Genomic DNA, 23,704 nt, shown 5'->3' with positions numbered 1-23,704 from the left:
CTTCCGCTCGTGGCTCGTGGCTCGTGGCTCGTGGCTCGTGGCTCGTGGCTCGTGGCTCGTGGCTCACAGATCTTTCAATAATCGCAACGCATCATAGATCGCCGCATGCGTATTCCTCGGCGCCACGCAGTCTCCCAGCCGGAACAGCGCGAACTCGCCACTTTCGGCAAGCGTCGGCTGCGGCTTGATCGCGTAGAGCGCTTCGAGATCGATCTGGCCGCGATTGCGCGAACGCTCCTTGAGCGCGTAGTAGAGCGATTCGTCCGGGCGCACGCCGTTTTCGACGATCACCTGATCGACCACCCGCTCTTCAAACTCGCCGGTGTATTCGTTCTCCAGCAGCGCCACCAGCTTGTCGCCTTCGCGGTAGACCTTGTGCAGTGCCAGGTCGCCGGTCATCACCACGGCGTTCTGGTAGAGGCTGCGGTAGTAGGTCGGAAAGGTGGTGCCGCCGATCGCCACGCCGGGCTTGGTGTCGTCGGTGACGATCTCCACCGTGGCGCCCTGGCTGGCACAGTAATCCGCCGTCGACATGCCGCTGAATTCACACATGGTGTCGAAGATCAGCACGTTCTTGCCCGGCTCGACCTTGCCCGAAAGGATGTCCCAGCTGCTGACTACCAGCCCTTCCTCCGCGCCCCACTCGGGGACTTGCTCCAGGAACGGATGGCCGCCGTTGGCGAGAACCACCACGTCCGGCTGCCGATCGCGGATCATCGAATCATCGGCGCGTGTTTCCAACTGGATATCGACGCCGAGGCGCGATAGCTCCATCTCGTACCAGCGGGTGATGCCGGCGATCTGGTCGCGCTGTGGCGCCTTCGCCGCCAGCGTGATCTGTCCGCCCAGTTGCGGTTCGGCCTCGAACAACGTGACGTCGTGGCCCCGTTCGGCAGCGACCCGTGCCGCTTCCATGCCGCCGGGGCCGCCACCGACCACGACGACGCGGCGTCGTGGCCCGGTGGTCTTCTCGATGACGTGCGGCAGGCCCAGGTACTCCCGCGAGGTCGCCGCATTCTGGATGCAGAGCACATCGAGCCCCTGATACTGGCGATCGATGCAGTAGTTGGCGCCGACGCACTGACGAATCCGATCCACGTTGCCGGCCTTGACCTTGGCGATCAGGTGCGGGTCGGCGATATGGGCGCGGGTCATCCCGACCAGATCGACATAGCCGCCCTCGAGCACGCGTTCGGCCTGGGTCGGGTCCTTGATGTTTTGGGCGTGGATCACCGGCACCGAGACCACTTCCTTGATCCCCGCCGCCAGATGCAGGAACGGCTCCGGCGGGTAGGACATGTTGGGAATGACGTTGGCCAGCGTGTCGTGAGTGTCGCAGCCGGAGCCGACGACGCCGAAGAAATCGACCATGCCGGTGGCGTCGTAGTAGGCGGCGATCTGCTTCATGTCGTCCTGGGAGAGGCCGTCGGGGTGGAATTCGTCGCCGCAGATGCGCATGCCGACACAAAAATCGTCGCCGACCTCGGCGCGCACCGCCTTGAGCACCTCCATGCCGAAGCGCATGCGGTTCTCGAAGCTGCCGCCCCACTGATCGGTGCGCTTGTTGACGCGCGGGCTCCAGAACTGATCGATCAGATGCTGGTGGACGGCGGAGAGCTCGCAGCCGTCCAACCCGCCCTCTTTCACCCGACGCGCGCCCTGGGCGAAATCGCCAATGATGCGCCAGATCTCCTCTTCCTCGATGGTCTTGCAGGTGGCGCGGTGGACGGGCTCGCGGATGCCGGAAGGCGACAGCAGCGTCGACCAGTGGTGGCCGTCCCAGCGCGAACGCCGGCCCATGTGGGTGATCTGGATCATGATCTTGCCGCCGTGCTTGTGAACGGCATCGGCAAGATTCTGAAAGTGGGGAATGATGCGGTCGGTGGAGACATTGACCGAACTCCACCACTGCTGGGGGCTGTCGATGGAAACCGGCGAGGAGCCGCCGCAGATGGCGAGCCCCACGCCGCCCTTCGACTTCTCTTCGTAGTACCTGACATAACGCTCGGTGGTCATGCCGCCGTCGGTGGCGTAGACCTCGGCGTGTGCGGTACTGACCACGCGATTGCGAATGGTCAACTTGCCGATCTGTATCGGCTTGAACAGTGCCTCGTATGCCATCGCAATCACCTCACATGGACCGACTCGAAAGCGGGCGTCTCACCGGCTTTCCAAATCGATCTCGGTCACCATGAATTCAGGGTCTCGTTATCAGAAACGATGTCGCGCCTAGAGGGCGCTGACCTCGAAATAGCCCACGTCACAGCCGGCTTCCGCGCCGCTCTGGGTCTGTTCGGCACGGGTGCGGAGATCGATGGCGCGCGCAGCCAGGATCTGGTCCATGGCGCCGGCGAACCAGCCGGTGAACAGGTACTCCTCGCGCTTGCCGGTCTTGCCGAGCTGGTAGACGAAGCAGGAGTGTTCCAGGCGCACCTTCGCCGTCCCCGCCTCCAGATCGATCGCTTCGGTGACGAACTTTCCCCACCCGCGCTGTGACAGTCGATTCATGTAGTGCTCGAACACCGCCACGCCCTCGAGGCCGTGCAGCTCGGCCTCCTTCTCGCACCAGTACCAGGCCGACTTGTAGCCGGCGTCGTAGAGGATCTTCGCGTAGGTCTCGACACCCAGAGCCTGTTCGATTGCCACGTGATTGTTGATGAAGAAGTGCCGCGGCACATAAAGCATCGGCAGCGCATCGGTGGTCCAGACACCGGTTTCGCTGTCCACGCTGATCGGCAGTTCAGGGGCCATTGCAGTCATCTCGTTTACCTCGGAAATTGTTCTTTGAGCTTCGGGCTTCGGGCTTCGGGCTTCGGGCTTCGGGCTTCGGGCTTCGGGCTTCGAGCAAGAAATCGTCGGCTGCGGACGCTAAAACAGAAGGTACGAGCAAGATCTTTGGGCTTTTGCGTTATCGAGCACCAAACTCAAAAACTCACTAACCTGCTCGCTGCTCGCGGCTCGAAGCTCGTCGCTGCTACTCGCCCCAGACATCCTTCAAGACTCGAACCCAGTTCTCCCCCATGATCTTCCGCACCACCGGCTCGGAAAGCCCGTGATCCAGCAGCGCCTGGGTCAGGTTGGGGAACTCGCCGATGGTACGGATGCCCTTGGGATTGATGATCTCGCCGAAGCGGGTCAGGCGCCGGGCGTAGCCCTTGTCGTGTGTCAGCCATTCGAAGAAGGCTTCGTCCTGGCCCTGGGTGAAGTCGGTGCCGATACCGATCGCGTCTTCGCCGACGATGTTCATGATGTAGACGATCGCTTCGACGTAGTCCTCGACCGTGGCGTTGACGCCGGCCTTGAGAAATGGCGTGAACATGGTGACGCCAACGAAACCGCCGTGATCGGCAATGAACTTGAGTTCATCGTCGGACTTGTTGCGGGGATGTTCCTTGAGCCCGGTGGGCAGGCAGTGGGAATAGCAGACCGGTTTTTTCGATTCGAGAATGACCTCTTCGGAGGTCTTCGAACCGACGTGGGAGAGATCGCACATCATACCGACCCGGTTCATCTCGGCGATCACTTCGCGGCCGTAGCCGGAGAGCCCGCCATCGCGTTCGTAGCAGCCGGTGCCGACCAGGTTCTGGGTGTTGTAGCAGAGCTGAGTAATGCCGACACCGAGCTTCTTGAATATCTCGACGTAGCCCAGCTTGTCCTCGAAGGCGTAGGCATTCTGGAAACCCAGGATGATGCCGGTCTTGCCCTCTTCCTTGGCCCGGGTGATATCCCGCGTGGTGGTTACCGGTCGTACCAGTTCGGCGTTGTCGCGCATCAGCCGGTTGACGCTGACGATGTTATCGACGGTGGATTCGAAATCCTCCCACACCGACACCGTGCAGTTGGCGGCGGTCAGGCCACCCTTGCGCATGTCCTCGAACAGGGCGCGGTCCCACTTGGCGATGATCAGACCATCGATGATGATGGCGTCGTCGTGGAGAGATGGCATCGACATGGAAAGTTCCTCTTCGGTTGCGCGCCCCCGGCAAGTCGGCTGGTTGCTGGAAGGTCGTGATGAAGCGCCGGGGCGACCGTTCTGCGCAGCATATCCCCGCGCTCGCTCCATCCGCCGACCGAAAGCGAATCCCAGTGTTCCGATTGCGTCACGCCGACTGTCCCCTGTGCGACAGTCCTTGCCCCCTCGAAAGCCCTATTGACCGACGCGGATCCGTTCTTTATATAGAACGTTCGATATATAGAACGACGTGAACCGCAAAGACCATGGACGAGATTTCACTGGAAACCCTGGGGCGACATCTTCAGGCGCTCCGTCAGGCGCGCGGACTTTCCCTGTCCCAGCTCGCCGGCCAGGCGGCGATTGCCAAGTCGAATCTGTCGCGCCTCGAACAGGGCAATGGCAACCCCACCATCGACACCCTGTGGCGGCTGGCACGGCAGCTACGAGTGCCGTTCGGCACCCTGATCGCGCCGATTGCAACATCCGTGGAAGACAGTGGCGTCAGCGTGCAGTTGATCGAGCAGAGCCAAGGCCGCGGCGAACCGGCGGTGGACGCCTACCTGATGCGCTGCGCGCCCCACACCTGCCGACGCGCCGAGGGCCACGCCTCCGGAACGAGGGAAACGCTCCAGGTGATCGAAGGGTGGATAGCCGCCGGCCCCACGGGAGCGGAGCGCCAGCTCGCTGCCGGCGAGCTCTTCACCTTCCGTGCCGATCGCCCGCATGACTATCGCACCAGCGACGTCGCAGCGACGCTGCTGGTCACTATCGTTTACGCCAGGGAAGACGAATCGAATGGCTGACACCGAACACTCGCGCCGGCCCCGTGGCTGGCTGATCGGCATCCGTGAGGCGATTCCACTGCTGGGCGGCTATATCCCGGTGGCGATCTCGTTCGGGCTGATCTCCACCCAGGCCGGTTTCAGCACCGCCGAAACGATGGCGATTTCGACGCTGATCTATGCCGGCGCCTCGCAGTTCCTGTTCGTCGGCATGGCCGCCAGCGGCTCGCCGCTATGGCTGACCGTGGCGATGACGCTGCTGATCAACGTGCGCCACGTCGTCTACGCGCCCAACATCGCGCCCTGGCTACCCAAGAGCCGCTGGTGGCCGTGGCTGATGCACGGCCTGACCGACCAGGTCTTCGCCCTCGCCCACAGCCGGCTGCCGCAGCTGCCGGAGCATCAGCGCGTCGGCTGGTTCTTCGGCGCCGCGATGCTGGCCTGGCTCAGCTGGATTGCCGGTTCCCTGCTGGGCGCTGTCGGCGGCGAATGGTTGACCAGCCGCTGGCCGTTGCTCGGCGAAGTCATGCCTTTCGCCCTGCCCGCACTGTTTCTGGTGTTGATCGTGCCGCGATTCACTTCGAAACGTTGGGCTGCCTCATTGAGTGTCAGCGTCGCCGCGGCGCTCGTCTGCACGCTGGTCGGGTTGACCAATATCGGCATCCCGCTGGCCGCAGCCTGCGGTGCGCTCTGCTTCTACATGATTCGTCTGCCGGAAACGGCCGGAACGGACAAGGGAACGACTGACAAGGGGACGACTAGAGAGGGGCGTCCATCATGAGTCTCGAACTCTGGATCGGCATGATCGTGGCCGCACTGGGCACCTATCTGATCCGGCTCCTGCCCCTGCTCTGGATGCAGAAGCGTCTGACGCGCAGCGAGGCGGATGGCCCCGTCGACGCCTTGCCCAAGTGGCTGGTGATCCTGGGGCCGATGATGATCGCGGCGGTACTCGGCGTATCACTGGTGCCGCGCACGCCGGATGCCGCCGGTTGGCTCGCGACCGTCATCGGACTGGGAGTGACGCTGGCGATCTGGCGGCGAACCCGCTCGCTCGGCTGGCCGGTGGTGGGTGGTGTACTGACTTTCGGGGTGGTGGTGATCGTGGCGCGCTCACTGATGTGAACCGTATCCCCAAGGGCTGTTGCCGTTTCATGCCCCAGAAGCTGTTGCCGTTTCATGCACGGCCGCGCCGGTGGTCACGGCGCGCCACGATCGCCGATATCGTGATGCGGCGTCTATGGCGAGGCATCGTCGGTAGAAAGGCGACCCAGCCATTCGCTGGCGGCATTCGCGGCCAGCGGTCGCGACAGCCAGTAGCCCTGAACGATCTTGCAACCTTTCGCGCGCAGGAAATCGGCCTGGGCGTCGGTTTCCGCCCCTTCGGCGATCACGTCTAGCCCCAGCGCGTTGGCCATGGCGAGGATCGCGCCGACAAGCTCGCCATCTTTGTAACTGTCAGGCAGTTGCCGGACGAAGCTGGCGTCGATCTTGAGTGTACTGATCGGCAACTGGCGCAGATAGGCCAGCGACGAATAACCGGTGCCGAAGTCGTCGATCAGCAGGCGAATGCCGCGGTCCCGCAGTCGCTGCAACATTCGATGCGTCGTCTCGGAATTCGGCAGCAAGGCGCTCTCGGTCAGTTCCAGCTCGATCAGCTCCGGCGACAGCGCATAACGCGCCAGACACCTTTCGACGTCGTCGACGAAGCGCCGATCGCTGAGCTGCAGCGCCGAGACGTTGACTGCTACCGGCACGCGTGCCAGGTGTCGCCAGGCATGAAGCTGGGCACAGACGCGATCCAATACCCAGCGACCGATACGATCGATCATGCCGAGCTTCTCGGCCAGCGGAATGAATTGCTGCGGTGACACGACACCCAGTTCGGGATCGTTCCAGCGCAGCAACGCCTCGAAGCCGACCAGGCGTTTGTCTTCCAGCGCCGCCTGGGGCTGATAGACCACCTCTAGCGCATCGTTGTCGAGCGCCCGGCGCAGGCTCTGCTCCAGCGTCAGCGCCCGCTGGTCGTGCTCCCCCATGTCCGATTGGTAGAAGCACCACTGGTTGCGGCCCGCCTCCTTGGCACGCGACATCGCGGTGTTGGCATGCTTGAGCAGAATTTCAGCGCTCTCGCCGTCTTCGGGGTAGAGACCGATGCCGATACTGGCCGACACGCTGAGCGTGTGGCCGAGCACTTCGATCGGACGGCAGAGGCTTTCCAGCAGCCGCGCCGCCTGGGCTTCGAGCGCGTCGGGATGCGCTATCTCGTGAATGAGTACGGCGAACTCGTCACCGCCGAGGCGTGCCACCGACTCGCCGTCATCGGCCAAAGCCTGCAGGCGCGTGGCGATGGTAGAGATCACCCGGTCGCCGGCATGGTGGCCGAGGGTATCGTTGATGCGCTTGAACAGGTCGAGATCGAGAAACAGCACTGCCATGCAGTGGCCGCGCTCACGAGCGTTGGCCTGCGCCTGCTCGAGCCGGCTCAAGAACAGCCGCCGGTTGGCCAGGCCGGTCAGGTCGTCGAAGTTGGCCAGCCGGTGAAGCTTTGCCTCCCGCCGCTTGCGATCGGAGATATCACTGAAAATCGCCACGAACTGCTGGATCTGGCCCTCGTCGTCGCGGATTGCGGTAATGGTGAGCCATTCGGGATAGGTCTCGCCGTCCTTGCGCTGGTTCCAGATCTCGCCCTGCCAGTAGTCCCGCTCCAGCACGGTGCTCCACATGTCGCAATAGAATGCCTTGGTCTGACGCCCGGAGCTCAACATGCTGGGGCGATTGCCGACGGCTTCCTCCGCGCTGTAACCGGTCACCACGGTGAAACTGGGATTGACCGACTGAATGACGCCGCGAGCATCGGTGATCATGATGCTGTCCATCGAGGCATTGATGACCCGGTGAGCAAGACGCAGGTGCTCCGCGGAGGCACGCAGGGCTTTGTCCCGCGCTTTCAGCGTCTCCTTGAGCTGCAGCGCGATCTCGTGTTCGAAGCCGGCCATGATGTCGGCGAACGATAGCAGGCCACGCAACTCGCCCTGCTCGTCGAGCACGCCGAGATGGCGAAACGCCTGCTCTCGCAGCAGCTCCAGGGCCTGCGCCAGCGCCATGCCCTGCGGCCTGGCCAGCAGGGTCGAACTCCCTGCCTCGCCCAGGCAGCAGCTCATGCGTCCGCCCGCCAGCCATGCCACCATGTCGTGCTCGGTGAAAATGCCCAGCGCACCGTTGCCGTGGTCGATCACCGCCGCGTCGGCGTTCGCTTCACGCATGCGGATCACGGCCTGTTCCAGGGGCAGTGAAGCCGCCAGCACCAGCGGCGAATGGGAAACGATCGAGCCGATGTCGCGTATCGCCAGGTAGTGTTCAACACCCTGGCTCCGGACGATATCTGCCTGGGTGATCATGCCGAGCGGGCGCCCCTCGCCGTCTTCCACCAGCAGGCGGCGCAAGCGTCGGCGCTTCATCAGCAAGACAGCCTCGTCGAGCCCGGCCTCGTGGGCAATACGTACCACCGGGCTGCTCATCGATTGGGCAACCGGCGCGTCGAGCAGGTTCGGGGCGGACAGATCGAGGCGGCGCACGTCGCCTTCGCTCCAGATACCGCGGATTTCATCGTCCTGCGTCACCAGTACAGAACTCGCCCTGGCGGCATGCATGCGCTGAATGGCATCGCCAAGGGTGGCCGATACGTCACAGGTCAGCAGCTCGCCGCTGATCAACTCCGCGACTCTGGGTTCATCGATTGCCGTCCCGCTCGGGGAATGTCTCGTCACGCTATAACCATGCTTGATGATCAAATGGGCAATCGCTCCGGAAACCTCGCCATCGAGGCGAGGGAAGCGCCTGTTGCTGGTCTATTGCCACCGTTTTCTATCGATATCGTGCTATCGCCAACGTTCTATTGATATCGTTCTACCGCCAACGTTCTATCGCCATTTTTCTATCGCTGCCCTGGCCGAGCCATACCCGAAGATCATGGCGGCGTCGGTGCGGTCAGCAGAATATCAACCCGGCGATTGGAAGCTCGCCCCGCCGAGGTCGCGTTACTGGCCGCCGGACGCGTATCGCCATAGCCGATCGCGCGCAGGCGCGAAGCATCGACGCCCTGCCCCACCAGGTACCGCACCACGGCGATCGCCCGCGCTGCCGACAGATCCCAGTTGGATGGAAACTGCGGCGTCGAAATCGGCACGTTGTCGGTATGTCCCTCGACGGAAATCTCGCCGTCGAACGCCTTCAGTTCGCCGATCAGGCTGGCGATCGTCGTTCGGCCCTGGTCGAGCAGTGTCGACCGCCCGCTAGGAAAGAGCAGGTTGTCCTCGATGCGCAGGGTGACACCCTGCTGCCCCTCGATGACGCGAACGCCGGGGATATCGAGATTGGCGAAACGGGGGCTCAACCCCTCGTGTCGCGGCTGAATACCGGCGCCCGCACTCGCCACCGAGGCAGCAACCTCGGTTGCCGTGGCGTCGTCTCCCTGCCCCCTGGGGATGATCGCCAGCAGCAGGACAAACAGGGTCAGCAGTAGTGTCAGCACGTCCAGATAGCTGGTCAACCAGCCCTCTTCCTCTCCCCCGGCCGTGCTCGGTGGCGCCAGCAGTCGCTGCATTGCGTGGTTCTGCATGAGACTACCCCTCCTGCGCCGGGGCGGGCCGCGGCTTCACGTTGCGATCGCTCAGCTCGTCGTGGTAATTGGCGACGAAGGAGTGCAGGGTCTCTTCGATGAACGACGGCAGGCGGCGCTTGCTCATCAGCGAGATCCCCTCCAACACCATATTCATGGTGATCAACCGCTCTTCCGTGCGGCGTTCGAGCTTCACCGCGATCGGCTTGAACACCAGGTTGGCCATCAGAATGCCGTAGAAGGTCGTCAGCAGGGCCACAGCCATGCGCGGGCCGATGATGTCGAGCTGCCCGGCGTCGACCACTTCCAGCATGTTCACCAGCCCGACCAGTGTCCCGATCATGCCGAACGCTGGCGCATACGTCGCCATGGTGCGAAATATCTGCGCATCCGCCTGCTCTCGCGCCTTGAGCCGAGTGATGCGCCACTGCAGCACGTCGAATATCTCATCCTCCCGGGTATTGGCGATAAGCAGCTGGATCCCCGAGCGAAGGAACGGGTTGCGCACGTACTCGAGCTGGTTTTCGACCCCGCGCACGTCGCCCTGGGTCCACAGTTTGGAAAGGCGGACGAGTTCATCGATATCGGCACGCACATGGGTGTCTTCACGCTTGAATACCACGCCGACCAGACGCACCACCCGCAAGACCTCTTTCAGCGGATAGCTGATGAAGGTGGCCGCGAAAGTGCCGGTGATCACCAGCGCCAGCCCCGGCAGGTTGATGAAGCTTTCGGGCGATTCGGCAGTGAAGAACAGGACGCAGATCAGCAGCACGATGCTGGCGAAAATGCCTATCAGCGTCGAGGGATTCATCAATGGCTCCTTTGCGGTCGTTGAACGTCAGTGGCAGGCTTCCCGTCATCGGGAACGACATCGGGTCGATGCGCGGGCGGCGATTGGCTACCAGACGCCTGGCTTGGCAGAAACGGGAGGCGGGATCGAGTCGACGCCCTCCCCCATAAGAACGGCCAAAATCAGGGGAAATTTACATTCCTTAATATATTTTGACTATTTTTTTCATCCTTTACAGGAGCACGCTTCTCGCCCGCGCCGAATCGTCGCCGGCCGGTCAGGAAGACATCACGCCATGTTCGGCTGGGAAAAGGCTCGGAAAGAGGGACGTGCTGAAGATCGAGGTCGGGCGCCACAGTAACCATCAGGCACACGCGAGGTGCGCCCGATATCACGGTCACGAGCGAAGGCGCGAGGAGAGAAACACGAGAGAAGAACGATTCCGCCCATGCCGCGGATCGCGTGGGCAAGTCAGCAAAAGACCGATGGAGGGCGAGCACGGATGTATCCGGCATGGCCGGCAAGATAACCTCGGCGGATTCGCCGGGCCGGCCGTGTCACAGATGCCAGGAGGCCGTCACCCTAGCGCGACGCTGGCGTAGGTTGGCTCCCCCCGGGCATGGCTCAACGCGACACTCGCGCTGCTGGAGGGCGTCGGTGATGCGTCGCCCGTCGGCATGACCGCCGGTTCCAACCGCCGAATCTTCAGCGTCTCGCCGCGATCCTCGCGCGGTGGCGTGCCGAAGAACTCTCGGTAGCACTTCGAGAAATGCGGCGTGGAAACGAAGCCACAGGCGGAGGCGATCTCGATGATCGGCAACGGCGTCTGCTTGAGCAGCTGCCGGGCCCGCGTCAGCCGCAATTTGAGATAGTAGCGCGATGGCGAACAGTGTAGGTGGCGCTGGAACAGGCGTTCCAGCTGACGCCGGGAGACATCGACATAGCTGGCCAGTTCGTCGAGCTCGATCGGCTCCTCGATGTTGGCCTCCATCAACGCCACGATCTCGAGAAGCTTCGGCTGCGTGGTGCCCAGCACATGCTTGAGCGGCACCCGCTGCTGATCCTCCTCGCCACGGACCCGCTCGTAGATGAACATCTCGGAGATGGCCGCCGACAGGTCCCGACCGTGATCGCGTCCGATCAGGTTGAGCATCATGTCCAGCGGCGCGGTGCCGCCGGAGGCCGTGAAGCGATCGCGATCGATCGAGAACAATCGCGTGCTCCAGGCCGTGCGCGGGTACGCTTCCTGAATCGCGGCCAGGCACTCCCAATGAATGCTGGCATCGTAACCGTTCAGCAGGCCGGCCTGGGCCAGGGCCCAGCTACCGGTGCACACCGAACCGACCCGTCGTAGCTGGCGCTGGCGGCTCTGCAGCCAGGTCAGCAGCGCCGGCGTTACCGAGCGCTGTGGCGCGACACCCCCGCAGACCACCAGCCAGTCGAGCCTCAACGGTGAGTGAGCGCTGGCATCCGGCGTGACCTGCATACCGTCGCTCGCCCGCACCGGCGCCCCGTCCATGGTCATCACGTACCAGCGGTACAGCTCGCGGCCGGCAAGCTGATTGGCCATGCGCAGCGGCTCGATGGCCGACGCCAGCGAGATCAGGGTGAAATCTTCCAGCAACAGGAAGCCGAGTGTCTGTGGCTCCGGCACGGCACCTTCGGGAGCGGCGCCTCGAGGGGGATGGATTGCCATTTCACGTCTCCTCCAAGGATGTATCGGTGATTATTGTTATTGCGGTTTCCCTGGCGCCTGTCGGTCCCGGTGCGTGGCGAGGCACGCCGGCGAGCGACCATGACGAAGATCTCGAGCGGCTTTCCTGAAGCCTTTTCGGTCTCGTTTCGACTGTAAGCCCTGTGAAGTCGGGACGCATGCGTTTTTATCCATCCGCGACAGACACAACGTCATTAGATAGCTCGATGTCGTTTTCAGAACAGATTGACGCCTTCGCGCCCTCGAAATGCCGACGATATATTCTGCTTACCGGTCAGGCCCCAGCGCCGGCGCCGCCGATGCCTCGATTTCTCTGACGCGCTGTCGATCCTCCTCCAGCACAAGCCCCTGATCGAATCGCTTGATCACCCGCATCATGTGTTCGCGGGCAATACGCTTGATACGGTCGTCGCCCACCGCGGCCAGGGCCTTCAACGCCTTCTGCAGCCGGATGCCGATCTCGACCGTGCTGGCGCCATCGCGGGCGATGGGAGTGAAGAAGTCGTCGAACAGATCAGCGCCATCGAGCGCCTCGACGTAGACATGGCGCACCGGCTGAGGCTTCTCCTCGACGCTGCCGGCGGCGTGCCGCAACCAGGGGGTGAACACTCTCACCCCGCAGCCGATGACGTCGATGGCCGTCCCGGGATCGTTGATGCCCGGGGAGAGCGCGCGGGAAGCCACCTCCGACAGCACGATGACGCCGAAGCGCGGATCCTGTTCGAAGCGTCGCGCCGGCCCGACGGTAAAGGCGCTCATGATCTTCTCGGCACGCTCGTCGTCCAGCCTTGGCGTCAAGGCCAGCACCGCCAGGGTATCGACGAAGGTGCCCGGCAGCGCCTGGACGTAGATCGAATCCGCCGCGCCTTCCGCCAGCGAATCGAGCAGCGGCATATCGATGTGCTGCACGTAACCCACCTTGCTCGCCCGCACCGGCACCAGATCCGGTGGCAGCGTTGCCGGCATCGCCTGGCCGCCCAGGTAGGGGTTTTCCATGCGCATCTCGAAAGCACCACGGGCAGCGGTTTCTATCTTGCCGATGGTGTCGCGGACCCGTCCCAGGCGAGTGAGATAGCCGGCCCACTTGATGAGCTGGTAGACCACCAGCACGATGACCACGAGGGTCGCGGCGAACAAGAGCGTACGGCCGTCTTCATCGTAGATGCCGGCCGCCAGCGCGACGATGCCGACCAGACTGAACAGAAAGGCGCCGATGAAGGTCGCCAGGGTGTTCTGCGTGACCCGGTCCTCGATCAGCAAAAGCGTCGCCCGCGGGCTGACGTTGCTGGTCGCCGAACCGTAGGAAGTGACCATGGCGCTCAACGAGAAGGTCGTCACCGCCAGCATGCTCGAGGCAATGATATTGAGGATGCTGTCCACCGCACTCGACCCGACGCTGACCACCGCAGGTACCTCCAGCCAGGGCGTGGCGATCCAGGCGATCAACGCCGTGACGACGCCCGCGAGCGAATAGAGTGCCGCGCGATACCACAGCGAACGATGCATCCGTCGCCACATCCATTGAAACCGCCCTGTCATCTCGCCTCCTGTCCACGAACCGAATCACGCCAAGTCTACGTCAAACGGGCCATCGGCGACCCTTTTGCCGAGGCTGGTCTATTCTGATCTCGAACCTGTTCCGCCACTGACGGCGAACGACATCGACCGGTTTCGGCAAAAGGAGCTTGCCATGACCACGACCTCCCCCCGGCGGGCGACCCGTCACCGCTGCGGCAAGGGCTTCACCTATCGCCTGCAGAACGGCAAGACGATGACCGACAAGGCCTGGCGCGACTGGATCGGCTCGCTGGCCATTCCGCCCGCCTGGCGTGACGTCGAGATCGTGCTCGACAAGCGTCACCATATCCATGCGACCGGTCGCGACGCTGCCGGTCGCAAGCAGTACATCTACAACGCCGATTGGCGCGAGAAGCGCGAGGTACTCAAGTTCGATCGGATGATCGAATTCGCGCAGCGTCTCACGCCCATGCGCCGGACGACCGGCCAGCATCTCGCGCTCGACGGCATGCCACGGGAGAAAGTGCTCGCCTGCATGGTGCGACTGATCGATGGCGCCTATTTTCGCCCCGGCAGCGAGCGCTATCGTGAGGAGAACCACTCCTACGGCCTGACCACCATGCGTTCGAAACACCTGACCATCGACGGTGACGAACTGATCTTCGACTACAAGGGCAAGAGCGGGCAGCAGCAGCACCGCGTGGTGGAAGACGAGCGTCTGGCGAAGATCGTCGGTGAGCTAGACGACATTCCCGGCTACGAGATCTTCAAGTACTTCGACGACGACGGGCACAAAGTCCGGGTCGACAGTCACGATCTCAACGACTACGTCCACGACGTCATGGGTGAACGCTTCAGCGCCAAGGATTTTCGTACCTGGGCCGGCACCTCGATCGCCGCGTTGGCGCTGGAAGAGGTCGGCCCGGGCGAGAATGACAAGGCCAGCCAGAAGAACATTCGCCAGGCCGTCGAGCGGGTCGCCAGGACGCTGGGCAACACGCCGAGCATCGCCAAGGCAAGCTACATCGATCCGCGTGTCGTGGAGTGCTATCTCGACGGACGCACGCTGGATCATTTCCGCAAGCTGGTGGAAACCGAACTGGAACAGGACGACGAGCTGACCGGACCGGACGAGCGCGCGATACTCAATCTGCTGCAGAGCCGGCTCGAGGCGAAGCGCTGACGGTAACGGCGGGCACGACTTATCGGCAATCGACGCCGGCACGACTACGATGCTAAAAGGAAGGTTTGTCCATCAAGCTCTGTTCATAAAGATAAGGAAAGCGCCATGAACCCAGCCGAACCTGCTATCGATACCGTCGTCTACGCCGCCAACGCAGGCGACGGAACCATCGGCAGCTATCGCCTGGATCGCCAGACCGAACAGCTGATCCCGCTGGCCACGACAGAGGCGGCCGAAAACGTCATGCCGTTGGCCATCAGCCCCGACAAGCAGATGCTCTACGCCGCCATCCGCAGCGATCCGCTACGGGTGCTGAGCTATCGCATCGAAGCGGGCACTGGCGCCCTGACCCCGCTCGGCAGCGGCGCGCTCTATGGCAGCATGGCTTATATCGCGACCGATCGCTCCGGGCGTTACCTGCTGGCAGCCTCCTACGGCGGCAATCTGGTCAGTGTCAGCCCCATCGATGACAACGGGGTCGCCGGCGATGCCACGCAGACACTGGAGACCGGCAGCCGCGCCCATGCGATCCTGTCCACGCCGGACAATCGCCATGTCTTCGCCACCAACCTGGGCGACGACCGGCTGGCCCAGTTCCATTTCGCCGATGGCGCCCTCGTCCCCAATGACCCGCCCGCGGCCAGGACGGCCGATGGCACCGGCCCGCGTCATTTCGTGTTCTCGCCCAGCGGTCGGTTCGTCTATGTCCTGGGGGAATTCAGCGCTACCGTCACGACTTTCGAACTCGACGCGCAGAACGGAACCCTGACCCAGATCGCCGTCTGCGAAGGGCTCCCCGAAGGAATGAACCTGGCGCCGGGCATGCCTCAGGAAGAGATCCCCGCCGGCGACGAGACGCCTCGCATCTGGGCGGCCGATCTGCACATCACCCCGGACGGCCGTCATCTGTACCTTTCCGAGCGCACCAGCAGCACGCTGAGCACGCTGCGGGCCAATCCGGATTCCGGCGAGCTGCATTTCGTCGGCAACCAGCCCACCGTCAAGCAGCCCCGCGGCTTCGAGGTCGACCCTACCGGCCGCTATCTGGTGGCCGCCGGGGAATTGAGCGATCACCTGGCGCTCTACCGCATCGAGCCGACCAGCGGCGAACTGGTTCACGTCAGCGACGCGCCGACCGGCAACAAGACCAATTGGGTGGAGATCGTGTCGCTCCGCTAGCCGCGATGATCGGACCGGCCGCGTGAATGCGTTGGTCACGTGGCGCTGGTATACTCTGGCGCGACCGCAGGTTGTCGACAACTTTCGATCGTCGATGCCGCGACCGAGTTCAGATCGCGATGGCGACCTTCATCAGGGTCTCGAAGGCCGCCATCGTGGTGCATCGCGCTCCACGGATCGAATCGTCCTACCGGTCCGCACAGGTGGCGCGACGCGCATTCGCGTTTCCGTAAGCGCTCGACACTTCGTGCCATTGCCAAAGAGAGGTTAACGAATAGACATGTCCAATACGCCGAAGATCATCTACACCCTGACTGACGAAGCGCCTGCCCTGGCCACCTACTCTCTGCTGCCGATCATCGAAGCCTTCACCGGTACTGCCGGCATCACGGTCGAGACTCGCGATATTTCCCTGGCCGCTCGAGTCCTGGCGCAGTTCCCGGACCTGCTCAATGACGAGCAGCGCGTCAGCGACGATCTGGCCGAGCTGGGCCAGCTGGCCACGACGCCGGAAGCCAACATCATCAAGCTGCCCAACATCAGCGCTTCCGGACCCCAGCTCAAGGCCACGATCAAGGAGCTGCAGAGCCAGGGCTATCCCCTGCCGGACTACCCGGACGAGCCGAAGAACGACGAAGAGAAAGCGATCAAGGCCAGCTACGACAAGGCCAAGGGCAGCGCGGTCAACCCGGTACTGCGTGAGGGTAACTCCGATCGTCGTGCCCCGAAGTCGGTCAAGAACTACGCCCGCAAGTATCCGCACCGCATGGGCGAGTGGAGCAGCGAATCGCAGTCTCACGTCGCCCACATGAGCGAAGGCGACTTCTACGGTAGCGAGCAGTCCGCCGTGATCGCCAAGGCCGGCAAGCTCAAGATCGAGCTGCAACAGAAAGACGGCACCCATATCACGCTGAAAGATGGCCTCGCCGTCAAGGAAAGCGAAGTCGTCGATGCTGCATGCATGAGCAGCCGCCGCCTGCGCAATTTCATCGACAGTGAAATCAAGGACGCCAAGAAACGCAACGTGCTGTTCTCGCTGCACCTGAAGGCGACCATGATGAAGGTCTCCGATCCGATCATGTTCGGCATCGTGGTCGAAGAGTTCTACAAGGACGTGCTCGAGAAGCACGCTGACGCGCTCAAGCTCGCGGGCTTCAATCCCAACAGCGGTATCGGCGATCTCTACAGCGCCATCGAGTCGCTGCCGAGCGAACAGCGCGACGCGATCACGAGCGACATCGAAGCGCTTTACAAAGAGCGCCCGCCGATGGCGATGGTCAACTCCCACAAGGGCATCACCAACCTGCACGTGCCCTCTGATGTGATCATCGACGCTTCCATGCCGGCGATGATTCGCGACTCCGGCAAGATGTGGGGCGCCGACGACCAGCTGCATGACGCCAAGGCGGTGATCCCGGACCGCTGCTACGCCACGATCTACCAGACGGTGATCGAGGACTGCAGGAAGAACGGCGCCTTCGACCCGACCACCATGGGTAGCGTCCCCAACGTCGGCCTGATGGCACAGAAGGCCGAAGAGTACGGTTCCCACGACAAGACGTTCCAGATCCCGGCAGACGGCACCGTCGTCGTCACCGACGAAAACGGCCAGACGCTGTTCAGCCATGACGTCGAAGCCGGCGACATCTGGCGCATGTGCCAGACCAAGGACGCGCCGATCAAGGACTGGGTCAAGCTGGCCGTCAGCCGTGCCCGCGAAAGCGGCGCACCGGCGATCTTCTGGCTCGACGCCAACCGCGCCCATGATGCCAAGCTGATCGAGAAGGTCGAGACCTACCTCAAGGATCACGATACCAGCGGCCTGGACATCCGCATCCTGGCGCCGGTGGAAGCGATGAAGGTCTCGCTGGAGCGTATCCGCAAGGGCGAGGACACCATTTCGGTGACCGGCAACGTGCTGCGTGACTACCTGACCGACCTGTTCCCGATCATGGAACTCGGCACCAGCGCCAAGATGCTCTCCATCGTGCCGCTGATGAACGGCGGCGGCCTGTTCGAGACCGGTGCCGGCGGCTCCGCGCCCAAGCACGTCCAGCAGTTTCTGGAAGAGAACCACCTGCGCTGGGACTCGCTGGGTGAATTCCTGGCGCTGGCGGCCTCGCTCGAGCATCTCGGCAGCACCTTCGACAACGCTCGCGCCAAGATCCTGTCGGCCACGCTGGACAAGGCCAATGGCGAATTCCTCGACAGCGACAAGTCGCCCAAGCGTAAGGTCGGCGAGCTCGACAACCGCGGCAGCCACTTCTACCTGGCGCTCTACTGGGCGAAGGAACTGGCCGCGCAAACCGAGGACAGCGAGTTGAAGTCGCTGTTCGAAGAGATCGCCAGGACGCTGAGCGACAACGAGAAGACGATCGTCGACGAGCTCAATGCCGTGCAAGGCAAGCCGGTGGACATCAAGGGCTACTTCCACCCCAACGGCGAGCTGGTCAGCGAAGCCATGCGTCCCAGCAAGACGCTCAACGCCGCGCTGAACAAGCTCTACCAGGCGTCCTGATCGATCGACCGGCCCGGTATCGCCGAGCCGGTCATCGACCTGCCCTGCGCCGATAGCGGCGATACTGAAAAGAAGCGGGCCCGTGCCAATGGCACGGGCCCGTTTTCTTTGTGCTGCATGAAGTCCGTGCATCGAACGGACTTGTCTGTCAGGCGTTCTTGTCGAAAGCGCTTGTCGAGCGTTCCCGTTGAAAACTCTTGCCGAACGAGCCCGTTGGTCGGACAGGCTCGTTCAATGAAGCGAATCGGCGATCAGCTCGTGGCCAGGGCGCCGGTCGGCTTGCCATCCTTGAAGGTCGGCACTTCCGGCTCGTCGACGGCGAAGATGCCACCGCTCAGGCGGCGTACACGCTTCATGAACAGCGCGATGCAGATCAACGTACCGATGGCAGCCACGACGTAACTCATCTGCAGCGACAGGCCGAAACCGATCGGCGCATAGGCGAGATAGGTAAAGGTCGCCATGGTCATGAACGTCGCCGGAATCGACGTGATCAGATGCGGTTTACGCGCCAGCACCAGATACATGGTCGCAACCCACAGCGCGATGACGGCCGTGGTCTGGTTGGCCCAGGAGAAGTAGCGCCACAGCAGCGTGAAGTCCATGTGCGTCAGTCCGTAGGAGACCACGAACAGCGGTGCGGCAATGAAGATGCGCTTGACGATGGGGCGCTGATCGATCTTCAGATAATCGGCAATGATCATGCGCGCACTACGGAATGCCGTGTCGCCGGAAGTGATCGGCAGCACGATCACGCCGAGAACCGCCAGCGTACCGCCAATGGCGCCCAGCATGGTGGTGGAAACTTCACTGACCACTGCCGCCGGGCCACCGGCCGCCAGCACGTCCGACAGCGACTGGTCACCATGGAAAAGACTCATGGCGGCTGCCGCCCAGATCATCGCGATGACGCCTTCGGTGATCATCATGCCGTAGAAGATCTTGCGGCCATTGCCTTCGTTCTCGGTCGTCCGCGAAATGATCGGCGTCTGGGTAGCGTGGAAGCCCGAAAGCGCCCCGCAGGAGATGGTCAAAAACAGCAGCGGGAAGATCGGAGCCCCTTGCGGATGCATGTTCTGGAACGACAGCTCGGGGATCGGCGCGCCGGTGAAGATCATGCCGAGCCCGATACCCAGCGCGCTGAACAGCAGCAGCGCACCGAAGTACGGATAGATGCGACCAATGATCTTGTCGATCGGCAACAGCGTTGCCAGCAGGTAGTAGGCGAAGATGACCATGGTGATCAGCGTGATCGACAGCGGCGTCATGTTGGCCAGCAGTGCCGCGGGAGACGTCACGAAGACCGTACCCACCAGCAACAGCAACAGGATGGCAAAGCCATTGACGACATGCTTCATGATCTTGCCCAGAAACTTGCCGGCCAGTTGCGGCAGATGCGCACCGTGATTGCGGATCGAGATCATGCCCGTCAAATAGTCGTGCACGGCGCCGGCGAAGATACAGCCGATCACGATCCAGACGAAGGCCACCGGGCCATAGAGAGCGCCGAGAATAGGACCGAAAATCGGGCCCACACCGGCGATATTGAGCAGTTGGATCAGCGAGTTGCGCGTCGTGTTCATCGGCACGTAGTCGATGTTGTCGCGCATGGTGAACGCGGGTGTGCGACGCTTGCGGTCGGTCACGAACACGCGTTCCACGAATTTTCCGTACGTGAAGTAGCCCACTATCAATAGCAGGATCGATGCAATGAATGTGATCATCTAGGGTCCCTGGAGCAGAAAGAACGCCTTGTGGGCATTCGGCAGGTGCTTTTATCGGTACGTTTGGCGGACCGATAACGGTCGCGGCTTGGTTATCCGCGCCAATTTACGAAGAAGGCTAAGTAATGACATCTAGACTTTAGTGGCATAACCCCACCTCGCAGTGCTTGCCTGGCTTCGCATCGTCCCGCATGCTGAAGACCCTCCAGCGGCGCGGTTCGTCCTGCTTCGATGATCAATCTCTCTTTTTCGCTACCCCTGCCGACCTCGGTATCCCGCTCACTGGCTTCGGTATCCCGCTCGGTTGCCTTGTCCTTCCTGGTAGGCGGCATGGCGTCGATTCTGGCCGCAACTGCCGTCGCGGCGACACCACCAGCCTCATCCGACCTTCTGGCTCGTGCCGGCACGGTGTCTCGGCTCACCGCGACATCGCTCGAGCGTCTCGCGCCGGATGCGGACCCGGATGTCATCGCCCTCGGACTGGCGACCATGCAGTGCGCGCAGCGCCACGGCGTGGGCGAACAGGCACAGCGCCTCGCGGTCATCGATTACAGCCGTTCTTCGCTGACACCGCGTCTGTGGGTTTTCGACCTGAAGCACGACAAGCTTTTATACCGTGAAGTCGTGGCGCACGGCCAAGGCTCGGGCGGCGATATTCCGGACCGATTCTCCAATGAGGAAGGCTCGCATGCCTCGAGCCTGGGGTTGTTCGTCACTCGCCAGACCTATGAAGGCAAGAACGGCTACTCGCTGCGTCTGGACGGACTGGAACCCGGCTTCAACGATGCCGCCATGAGTCGCGCCATCGTGATACATGGCGCCGATTACGTCGATCCTGAAAGCGGCGAACGCCAGGGCCGGCTGGGGCGAAGTTGGGGCTGTCCTGCCCTGCGCCCGGATGTCGCTGGTGACGTCATCGATGTTCTCAAGGAAGGCCAGTTCGTCTTCTCCTATTACCCCGAGCGGGAGTGGCTGATGCATTCGGCACTGGCGCAGTGCGCTCAGGCCCGTATCGACGATCGCGAAAGTCCTGACGACACTTTCCTCAGCTCACGCTGACCAGCCTCGCGCCAGCGGTTGCCATACCGACTCGCGCGTACGACTCGAGAACATGCATGAAATCGGGAAAGAGAAGGCCAACCGGGGAGCCAGCATGTCGCGTCTTGGAACCATACTGCTACTGACCGCCGCCCTGCTGTTTTCGTCAACGAGCTTCGCGGTGCCCTTCTGGGGCGAAAAGCAATCCAGTCCCGTCGATACATCGGTGGATCACCTTTCGCCGGGGGCCTGGATCTGGGGCGGCGACGACAAGCGCGGCGGACCGTTGGCCGTCATCGTCAGTCTGACCGAACAGCGCGCCTATGTTTATCGCAACGGCATCCTGATCGGGGTGACCACGATCAGCAGCGGTCGCGAGGGCTACGAAACACCGACCGGCGTCTTTACCGTGCTGCAGAAAGACAAGGACCACCGCTCCAACCTCTACGGCAACGCGCCGATGCCTTATCAGCAGCGCCTGACCTGGGACGGCGTGGCGCTACATGCCGGTGGCCTGCCGGGGTATCCCGAATCCCACGGCTGTATCCATCTGCCGAGCGAATTCGCACGCCTGTTGTTCGATGCTTCCAATATCGGCATGACCGTTGTCGTGGCACAGGAGGGCCAGGCGCCAGTCTCCGTCGTCCATCCGGGCCCGTTGAGCCCCATCGATGCTGATACCGGTGCCGATATCGACATGCCGATGCTGGCCAGCGGCAGCAGCTGGCGCTGGGTCATGGATCCGCCCACCCAAGGCCCGGTCTCCATGGTATTGAGCCGCAGCGACCGCATGATCGTGGTCTATCGCAATGGCGTCGAGATCGGACGCTCGCGCGTCGAGCTTGGCCGCCCCGACATCATGACGGGTACCCGTGCCTATATCGTCGAGGGGCATTTCCAGCCCCCGAGCCCGCAGCAGAGCCTTCAAGAGAATGAAGAATATCTGCGTAAGCTACCCCTGCCGACGTGGATTGCGATTGGCGTACCGGGCTACGAAGCTGAAGCCGGCCAGGCGGTGCCGGCCGACATCGTCAATCAGGTGATCGTGCCGGAGGGTTTCAAACGGAAGGTGCTGCCCCTGCTGGAACCGGGCACCGTGCTGGTCGCCACCGACGCTCATCTCACCGCCGAAAGCAGTGGCGAGTCACTGCGCGTCATCGACAGCGTCGGCCCTCGCAGCTGGCTGGACGATGTCGCAACGCAGCGTCATGTCGGCACGGGCCGCTAGGGCCTTCGAGACCGATCGTAATGCGTCATGTCGTGCGACATTTATCCACTATGACATTCCTCGCGGATGGCATATGTTGATAGTCGCAAAGCGAGTCGGAGAGCCGCAGCGCGGTGACGACCAGAGACCAGACGGTACCCGAGCGCTTCCACTCGACGCTTTCACGACTGCGAGGTGTCCATGTTCAAGTCGCTGCTGGTCCCTATCGATGGTTCCGAGGATTCCCACATCGCGCTCAACGTCGCCTGCCAGTTGGCGGCACCGGTACAGGGGAAGCTGTACCTGCTGAACGTTCGCGACCCCTACCCACAGCTGCACGACGCCGAATTGTTGAGCGTCGAGGCGGCAATCAAGGCTGCCTCGATAGAGACGGCCAACCGGGAAGGCCGCGCCATCCTCGATGCCGCGCTGGACACCCTCCCCTCCTTCCCCGGCTATAACGGCGAGTTCGATCTCATCATCAAGCAGGGATCACCAGCGCGCGTCATCGTCTCCGAAGCCGAACGGCTGGGCGTCGATGCCATCGTGATGGGCAGTCGTGGCGTAGGACAGTTCAAGGGTCTGATGATCGGCAGCGTATCGCACAAGGTGACCCACGTTGCCAAGTGTCGTGTCATCTGTGTGCATGAGACGCCGCACCGGCATGCCACTCGGGCGACCCATGAGTTCGTCGACGTCGACTGACCCTCGGCGCTATCCGCAGACAATGTCACGGCGGCCTTGCGAGGCATGACCCTCTCCCGCCATGCTCGATGAGACCAGGGCGTACCGTCGATTCAAAAGGAAAGCATCCATGGCTAACGGCTGGGCGAAAGATGGCGCGGTGCAGGAGCAGATCGACAGCACCGTCGAAGACGGTATTCAGGAAGCCCGCCAGCGGCTCCGCAGCCAGGGCCCGAGCCTGGCGATCTGTGAAGAGTGCGAAGCCCCGATCCCGGAGGCGCGTCGTCAGGCGGTACCTGGCGTTCGGCTATGCATCGATTGCCAGAGCGAAGCGGACCGCCACCAGACCCATCGTGCCAACTACAATCGCCGCGGCAGCAAAGACAGCCAGCTGCGCTAGCCGAGCGTAACCCTCCGTCAGGGCGGAGTCCTTGGCGTTTCGGGATTCGATTACAGCCGTTCCAGTAGATCCCAGATCACACGCTTTTGCAGCTGTCCTGCTCGCTCCCGCGATATCCGCAGCCGCTCATCGTCGCCCGGGCCATCCTGTTCGCGACCGCCGAACACCTTCTCGAATGACACGTGCGGGAAGAAATGCTTCTGAAGGCGAAGATTCTCTTCCCGATGATGCGCCATGATATGCCTCGCCAACGCGGGATCCATGAACCCGCCTCATTCACGAGGGTGCTGATTGAGCGGTCTGAAGGTACTGACTGGTGGCATCGCTTATCAGGATCGGCTTCTTCAGCGCGAATAGCTGTTGAGTAATGCCAAAACGCTGAAATTTC

General features: G+C 62.6%; 20 protein-coding genes. 10 read left to right on the top strand and 10 right to left on the bottom strand.

The genetic code is table 11. From position 1 onward, the window contains the following. Positions 1 to 63: 63 nt before the first annotated feature. From dgcA to R3F72_RS12750, 3 genes are all read right to left on the bottom strand, one after another. Positions 64 to 2,121, bottom strand: coding sequence for a dimethylglycine demethylation protein DgcA (gene dgcA, locus R3F72_RS12760; RefSeq protein WP_332779820.1), 2,058 nt, complete (start codon positions 2,119 to 2,121; stop codon positions 64 to 66). Between the two features lie 108 nt (positions 2,122 to 2,229). Beyond that, on the bottom strand, positions 2,230 to 2,760 hold the full coding sequence (locus R3F72_RS12755) for a DUF5943 domain-containing protein (protein WP_332779819.1): 531 nt from the start codon (positions 2,758 to 2,760) through the stop codon (positions 2,230 to 2,232). 214 nt (positions 2,761 to 2,974) lie between these two features. Next, the gene (locus R3F72_RS12750; protein WP_332779818.1) at positions 2,975 to 3,952 is read right to left on the bottom strand and encodes a dipeptidase; all 978 of its coding nucleotides are present in this window, start codon (positions 3,950 to 3,952) and stop codon (positions 2,975 to 2,977) included. Between the two features lie 266 nt (positions 3,953 to 4,218). Between R3F72_RS12750 and R3F72_RS12745 the strand changes: the two genes are divergently transcribed. From R3F72_RS12745 to R3F72_RS12735, 3 genes are read left to right on the top strand one after another with little or no spacing between them, the layout of a single operon-like run. Then, positions 4,219 to 4,758 (top strand): helix-turn-helix domain-containing protein, encoded by a 540-nt coding sequence (locus R3F72_RS12745; protein WP_332779817.1) that lies wholly within the window; start codon positions 4,219 to 4,221, stop codon positions 4,756 to 4,758. Next, on the top strand, positions 4,751 to 5,518 hold the full coding sequence (locus R3F72_RS12740) for an AzlC family ABC transporter permease (RefSeq protein ID WP_332779816.1): 768 nt from the start codon (positions 4,751 to 4,753) through the stop codon (positions 5,516 to 5,518). The genes R3F72_RS12745 and R3F72_RS12740 overlap by 8 nt, the downstream gene beginning before the upstream one ends. Beyond that, complete coding sequence (locus R3F72_RS12735; RefSeq protein ID WP_087718085.1) at positions 5,515 to 5,862, top strand: AzlD domain-containing protein; 348 nt, start codon at positions 5,515 to 5,517, stop codon at positions 5,860 to 5,862. Before R3F72_RS12740 ends, R3F72_RS12735 begins: the two co-directional genes overlap by 4 nt. A 113-nt stretch (positions 5,863 to 5,975) precedes the next feature. On the opposite strand, the gene R3F72_RS12730 is transcribed toward R3F72_RS12735, so the two are convergent. The 5 genes from R3F72_RS12730 to R3F72_RS12710 form a co-directional block, all read right to left on the bottom strand. Next, positions 5,976 to 8,507 (bottom strand): EAL domain-containing protein, encoded by a 2,532-nt coding sequence (locus R3F72_RS12730; RefSeq protein ID WP_332779815.1) that lies wholly within the window; start codon positions 8,505 to 8,507, stop codon positions 5,976 to 5,978. Between the two features lie 200 nt (positions 8,508 to 8,707). Continuing rightward, a complete protein-coding gene (locus tag R3F72_RS12725; protein WP_332779814.1) occupies positions 8,708 to 9,358 on the bottom strand; it encodes an OmpA family protein in 651 nt (216 codons plus the stop codon). Positions 9,359 to 9,362: 4 nt separating this feature from the next. Next, on the bottom strand, positions 9,363 to 10,172 hold the full coding sequence (locus R3F72_RS12720; protein ID WP_332779813.1) for a motility protein A: 810 nt from the start codon (positions 10,170 to 10,172) through the stop codon (positions 9,363 to 9,365). Positions 10,173 to 10,728: 556 nt separating this feature from the next. Beyond that, positions 10,729 to 11,847, bottom strand: coding sequence for a GlxA family transcriptional regulator (locus R3F72_RS12715; RefSeq protein WP_087718088.1), 1,119 nt, complete (start codon positions 11,845 to 11,847; stop codon positions 10,729 to 10,731). 285 nt (positions 11,848 to 12,132) lie between these two features. Continuing rightward, on the bottom strand, positions 12,133 to 13,404 hold the full coding sequence (locus R3F72_RS12710) for a DUF2254 domain-containing protein (protein WP_332779812.1): 1,272 nt from the start codon (positions 13,402 to 13,404) through the stop codon (positions 12,133 to 12,135). A gap of 151 nt (positions 13,405 to 13,555) precedes the next feature. On the opposite strand from R3F72_RS12710, the gene R3F72_RS12705 reads away from it, so the two are divergent. From R3F72_RS12705 to R3F72_RS12695, 3 genes are all read left to right on the top strand, one after another. Then, entirely contained in the window at positions 13,556 to 14,566 is a 1,011-nt protein-coding gene (locus R3F72_RS12705; protein WP_303855026.1) for a DNA topoisomerase IB, read from the top strand. 105 nt (positions 14,567 to 14,671) lie between these two features. Then, positions 14,672 to 15,745 (top strand): lactonase family protein, encoded by a 1,074-nt coding sequence (locus R3F72_RS12700; RefSeq protein ID WP_332779811.1) that lies wholly within the window; start codon positions 14,672 to 14,674, stop codon positions 15,743 to 15,745. Positions 15,746 to 16,025: 280 nt separating this feature from the next. Then, positions 16,026 to 18,263 (top strand): NADP-dependent isocitrate dehydrogenase, encoded by a 2,238-nt coding sequence (locus R3F72_RS12695; RefSeq protein WP_087718092.1) that lies wholly within the window; start codon positions 16,026 to 16,028, stop codon positions 18,261 to 18,263. Between the two features lie 251 nt (positions 18,264 to 18,514). Here the strand turns inward: R3F72_RS12695 and R3F72_RS12690 are convergent, their stop codons facing one another. Then, the gene (locus R3F72_RS12690) at positions 18,515 to 19,987 is read right to left on the bottom strand and encodes a carbon starvation CstA family protein (protein WP_332779810.1); all 1,473 of its coding nucleotides are present in this window, start codon (positions 19,985 to 19,987) and stop codon (positions 18,515 to 18,517) included. Between the two features lie 231 nt (positions 19,988 to 20,218). On the opposite strand from R3F72_RS12690, the gene R3F72_RS12685 reads away from it, so the two are divergent. The 4 genes from R3F72_RS12685 (at position 20,219) to R3F72_RS12670 (ending at position 23,316) form a co-directional block, all read left to right on the top strand. Then, complete coding sequence (locus R3F72_RS12685) at positions 20,219 to 21,046, top strand: murein L,D-transpeptidase catalytic domain family protein (RefSeq protein WP_276232522.1); 828 nt, start codon at positions 20,219 to 20,221, stop codon at positions 21,044 to 21,046. Between the two features lie 94 nt (positions 21,047 to 21,140). After that, complete coding sequence (locus R3F72_RS12680; protein ID WP_332779809.1) at positions 21,141 to 22,253, top strand: L,D-transpeptidase; 1,113 nt, start codon at positions 21,141 to 21,143, stop codon at positions 22,251 to 22,253. Between the two features lie 180 nt (positions 22,254 to 22,433). Next, positions 22,434 to 22,937, top strand: a complete 504-nt coding sequence (locus R3F72_RS12675; RefSeq protein WP_332779808.1) for a universal stress protein — start codon at positions 22,434 to 22,436, stop codon at positions 22,935 to 22,937. Positions 22,938 to 23,046: 109 nt separating this feature from the next. After that, a complete protein-coding gene (locus R3F72_RS12670; protein WP_332779807.1) occupies positions 23,047 to 23,316 on the top strand; it encodes a DksA/TraR family C4-type zinc finger protein in 270 nt (89 codons plus the stop codon). Between the two features lie 50 nt (positions 23,317 to 23,366). Here R3F72_RS12670 and R3F72_RS12665 read toward each other — a convergent pair whose 3' ends face one another. Then, positions 23,367 to 23,579 (bottom strand): hypothetical protein, encoded by a 213-nt coding sequence (locus tag R3F72_RS12665; RefSeq protein ID WP_332779806.1) that lies wholly within the window; start codon positions 23,577 to 23,579, stop codon positions 23,367 to 23,369. Between the last annotated feature and the right edge of the window lie 125 nt (positions 23,580 to 23,704).

The organism is Salinicola sp. 4072 (genome assembly GCF_036663415.1).
Taxonomy (GTDB): domain Bacteria; phylum Pseudomonadota; class Gammaproteobacteria; order Pseudomonadales; family Halomonadaceae; genus Salinicola; species Salinicola salarius_A.
Note: the sequence above shows the minus strand (reverse complement) of the source record. Positions and strands in the feature narration are given on the sequence as shown.

Excerpts from the sequence above, each read along its gene's own strand:
- R3F72_RS12740 (WP_332779816.1), top strand. The coding sequence starts at position 4,751 with ATGGCTGACACCGAACACTCGCGCCGGCCCCGTGGCTGGCTGATCGGC.
- R3F72_RS12745 (WP_332779817.1), top strand. The coding sequence starts at position 4,219 with ATGGACGAGATTTCACTGGAAACCCTGGGGCGACATCTTCAGGCGCTC.
- R3F72_RS12680 (WP_332779809.1), top strand. The coding sequence starts at position 21,141 with ATGTCGCGTCTTGGAACCATACTGCTACTGACCGCCGCCCTGCTGTTT.
- R3F72_RS12715 (WP_087718088.1), bottom strand. The coding sequence starts at position 11,847 with ATGGCAATCCATCCCCCTCGAGGCGCCGCTCCCGAAGGTGCCGTGCCG.
- dgcA (WP_332779820.1), bottom strand. The coding sequence starts at position 2,121 with ATGGCATACGAGGCACTGTTCAAGCCGATACAGATCGGCAAGTTGACC.
- R3F72_RS12720 (WP_332779813.1), bottom strand. The coding sequence starts at position 10,172 with ATGAATCCCTCGACGCTGATAGGCATTTTCGCCAGCATCGTGCTGCTG.
- R3F72_RS12670 (WP_332779807.1), top strand. The coding sequence starts at position 23,047 with ATGGCTAACGGCTGGGCGAAAGATGGCGCGGTGCAGGAGCAGATCGAC.
- R3F72_RS12690 (WP_332779810.1), bottom strand. The coding sequence starts at position 19,987 with ATGATCACATTCATTGCATCGATCCTGCTATTGATAGTGGGCTACTTC.
- R3F72_RS12725 (WP_332779814.1), bottom strand. The coding sequence starts at position 9,358 with ATGCAGAACCACGCAATGCAGCGACTGCTGGCGCCACCGAGCACGGCC.
- R3F72_RS12710 (WP_332779812.1), bottom strand. The coding sequence starts at position 13,404 with ATGACAGGGCGGTTTCAATGGATGTGGCGACGGATGCATCGTTCGCTG.
- R3F72_RS12695 (WP_087718092.1), top strand. The coding sequence starts at position 16,026 with ATGTCCAATACGCCGAAGATCATCTACACCCTGACTGACGAAGCGCCT.
- R3F72_RS12665 (WP_332779806.1), bottom strand. The coding sequence starts at position 23,579 with ATGGATCCCGCGTTGGCGAGGCATATCATGGCGCATCATCGGGAAGAG.
- R3F72_RS12685 (WP_276232522.1), top strand. The coding sequence starts at position 20,219 with ATGATCAATCTCTCTTTTTCGCTACCCCTGCCGACCTCGGTATCCCGC.
- R3F72_RS12705 (WP_303855026.1), top strand. The coding sequence starts at position 13,556 with ATGACCACGACCTCCCCCCGGCGGGCGACCCGTCACCGCTGCGGCAAG.
- R3F72_RS12755 (WP_332779819.1), bottom strand. The coding sequence starts at position 2,760 with ATGACTGCAATGGCCCCTGAACTGCCGATCAGCGTGGACAGCGAAACC.
- R3F72_RS12735 (WP_087718085.1), top strand. The coding sequence starts at position 5,515 with ATGAGTCTCGAACTCTGGATCGGCATGATCGTGGCCGCACTGGGCACC.
- R3F72_RS12750 (WP_332779818.1), bottom strand. The coding sequence starts at position 3,952 with ATGTCGATGCCATCTCTCCACGACGACGCCATCATCATCGATGGTCTG.
- R3F72_RS12700 (WP_332779811.1), top strand. The coding sequence starts at position 14,672 with ATGAACCCAGCCGAACCTGCTATCGATACCGTCGTCTACGCCGCCAAC.
- R3F72_RS12675 (WP_332779808.1), top strand. The coding sequence starts at position 22,434 with ATGTTCAAGTCGCTGCTGGTCCCTATCGATGGTTCCGAGGATTCCCAC.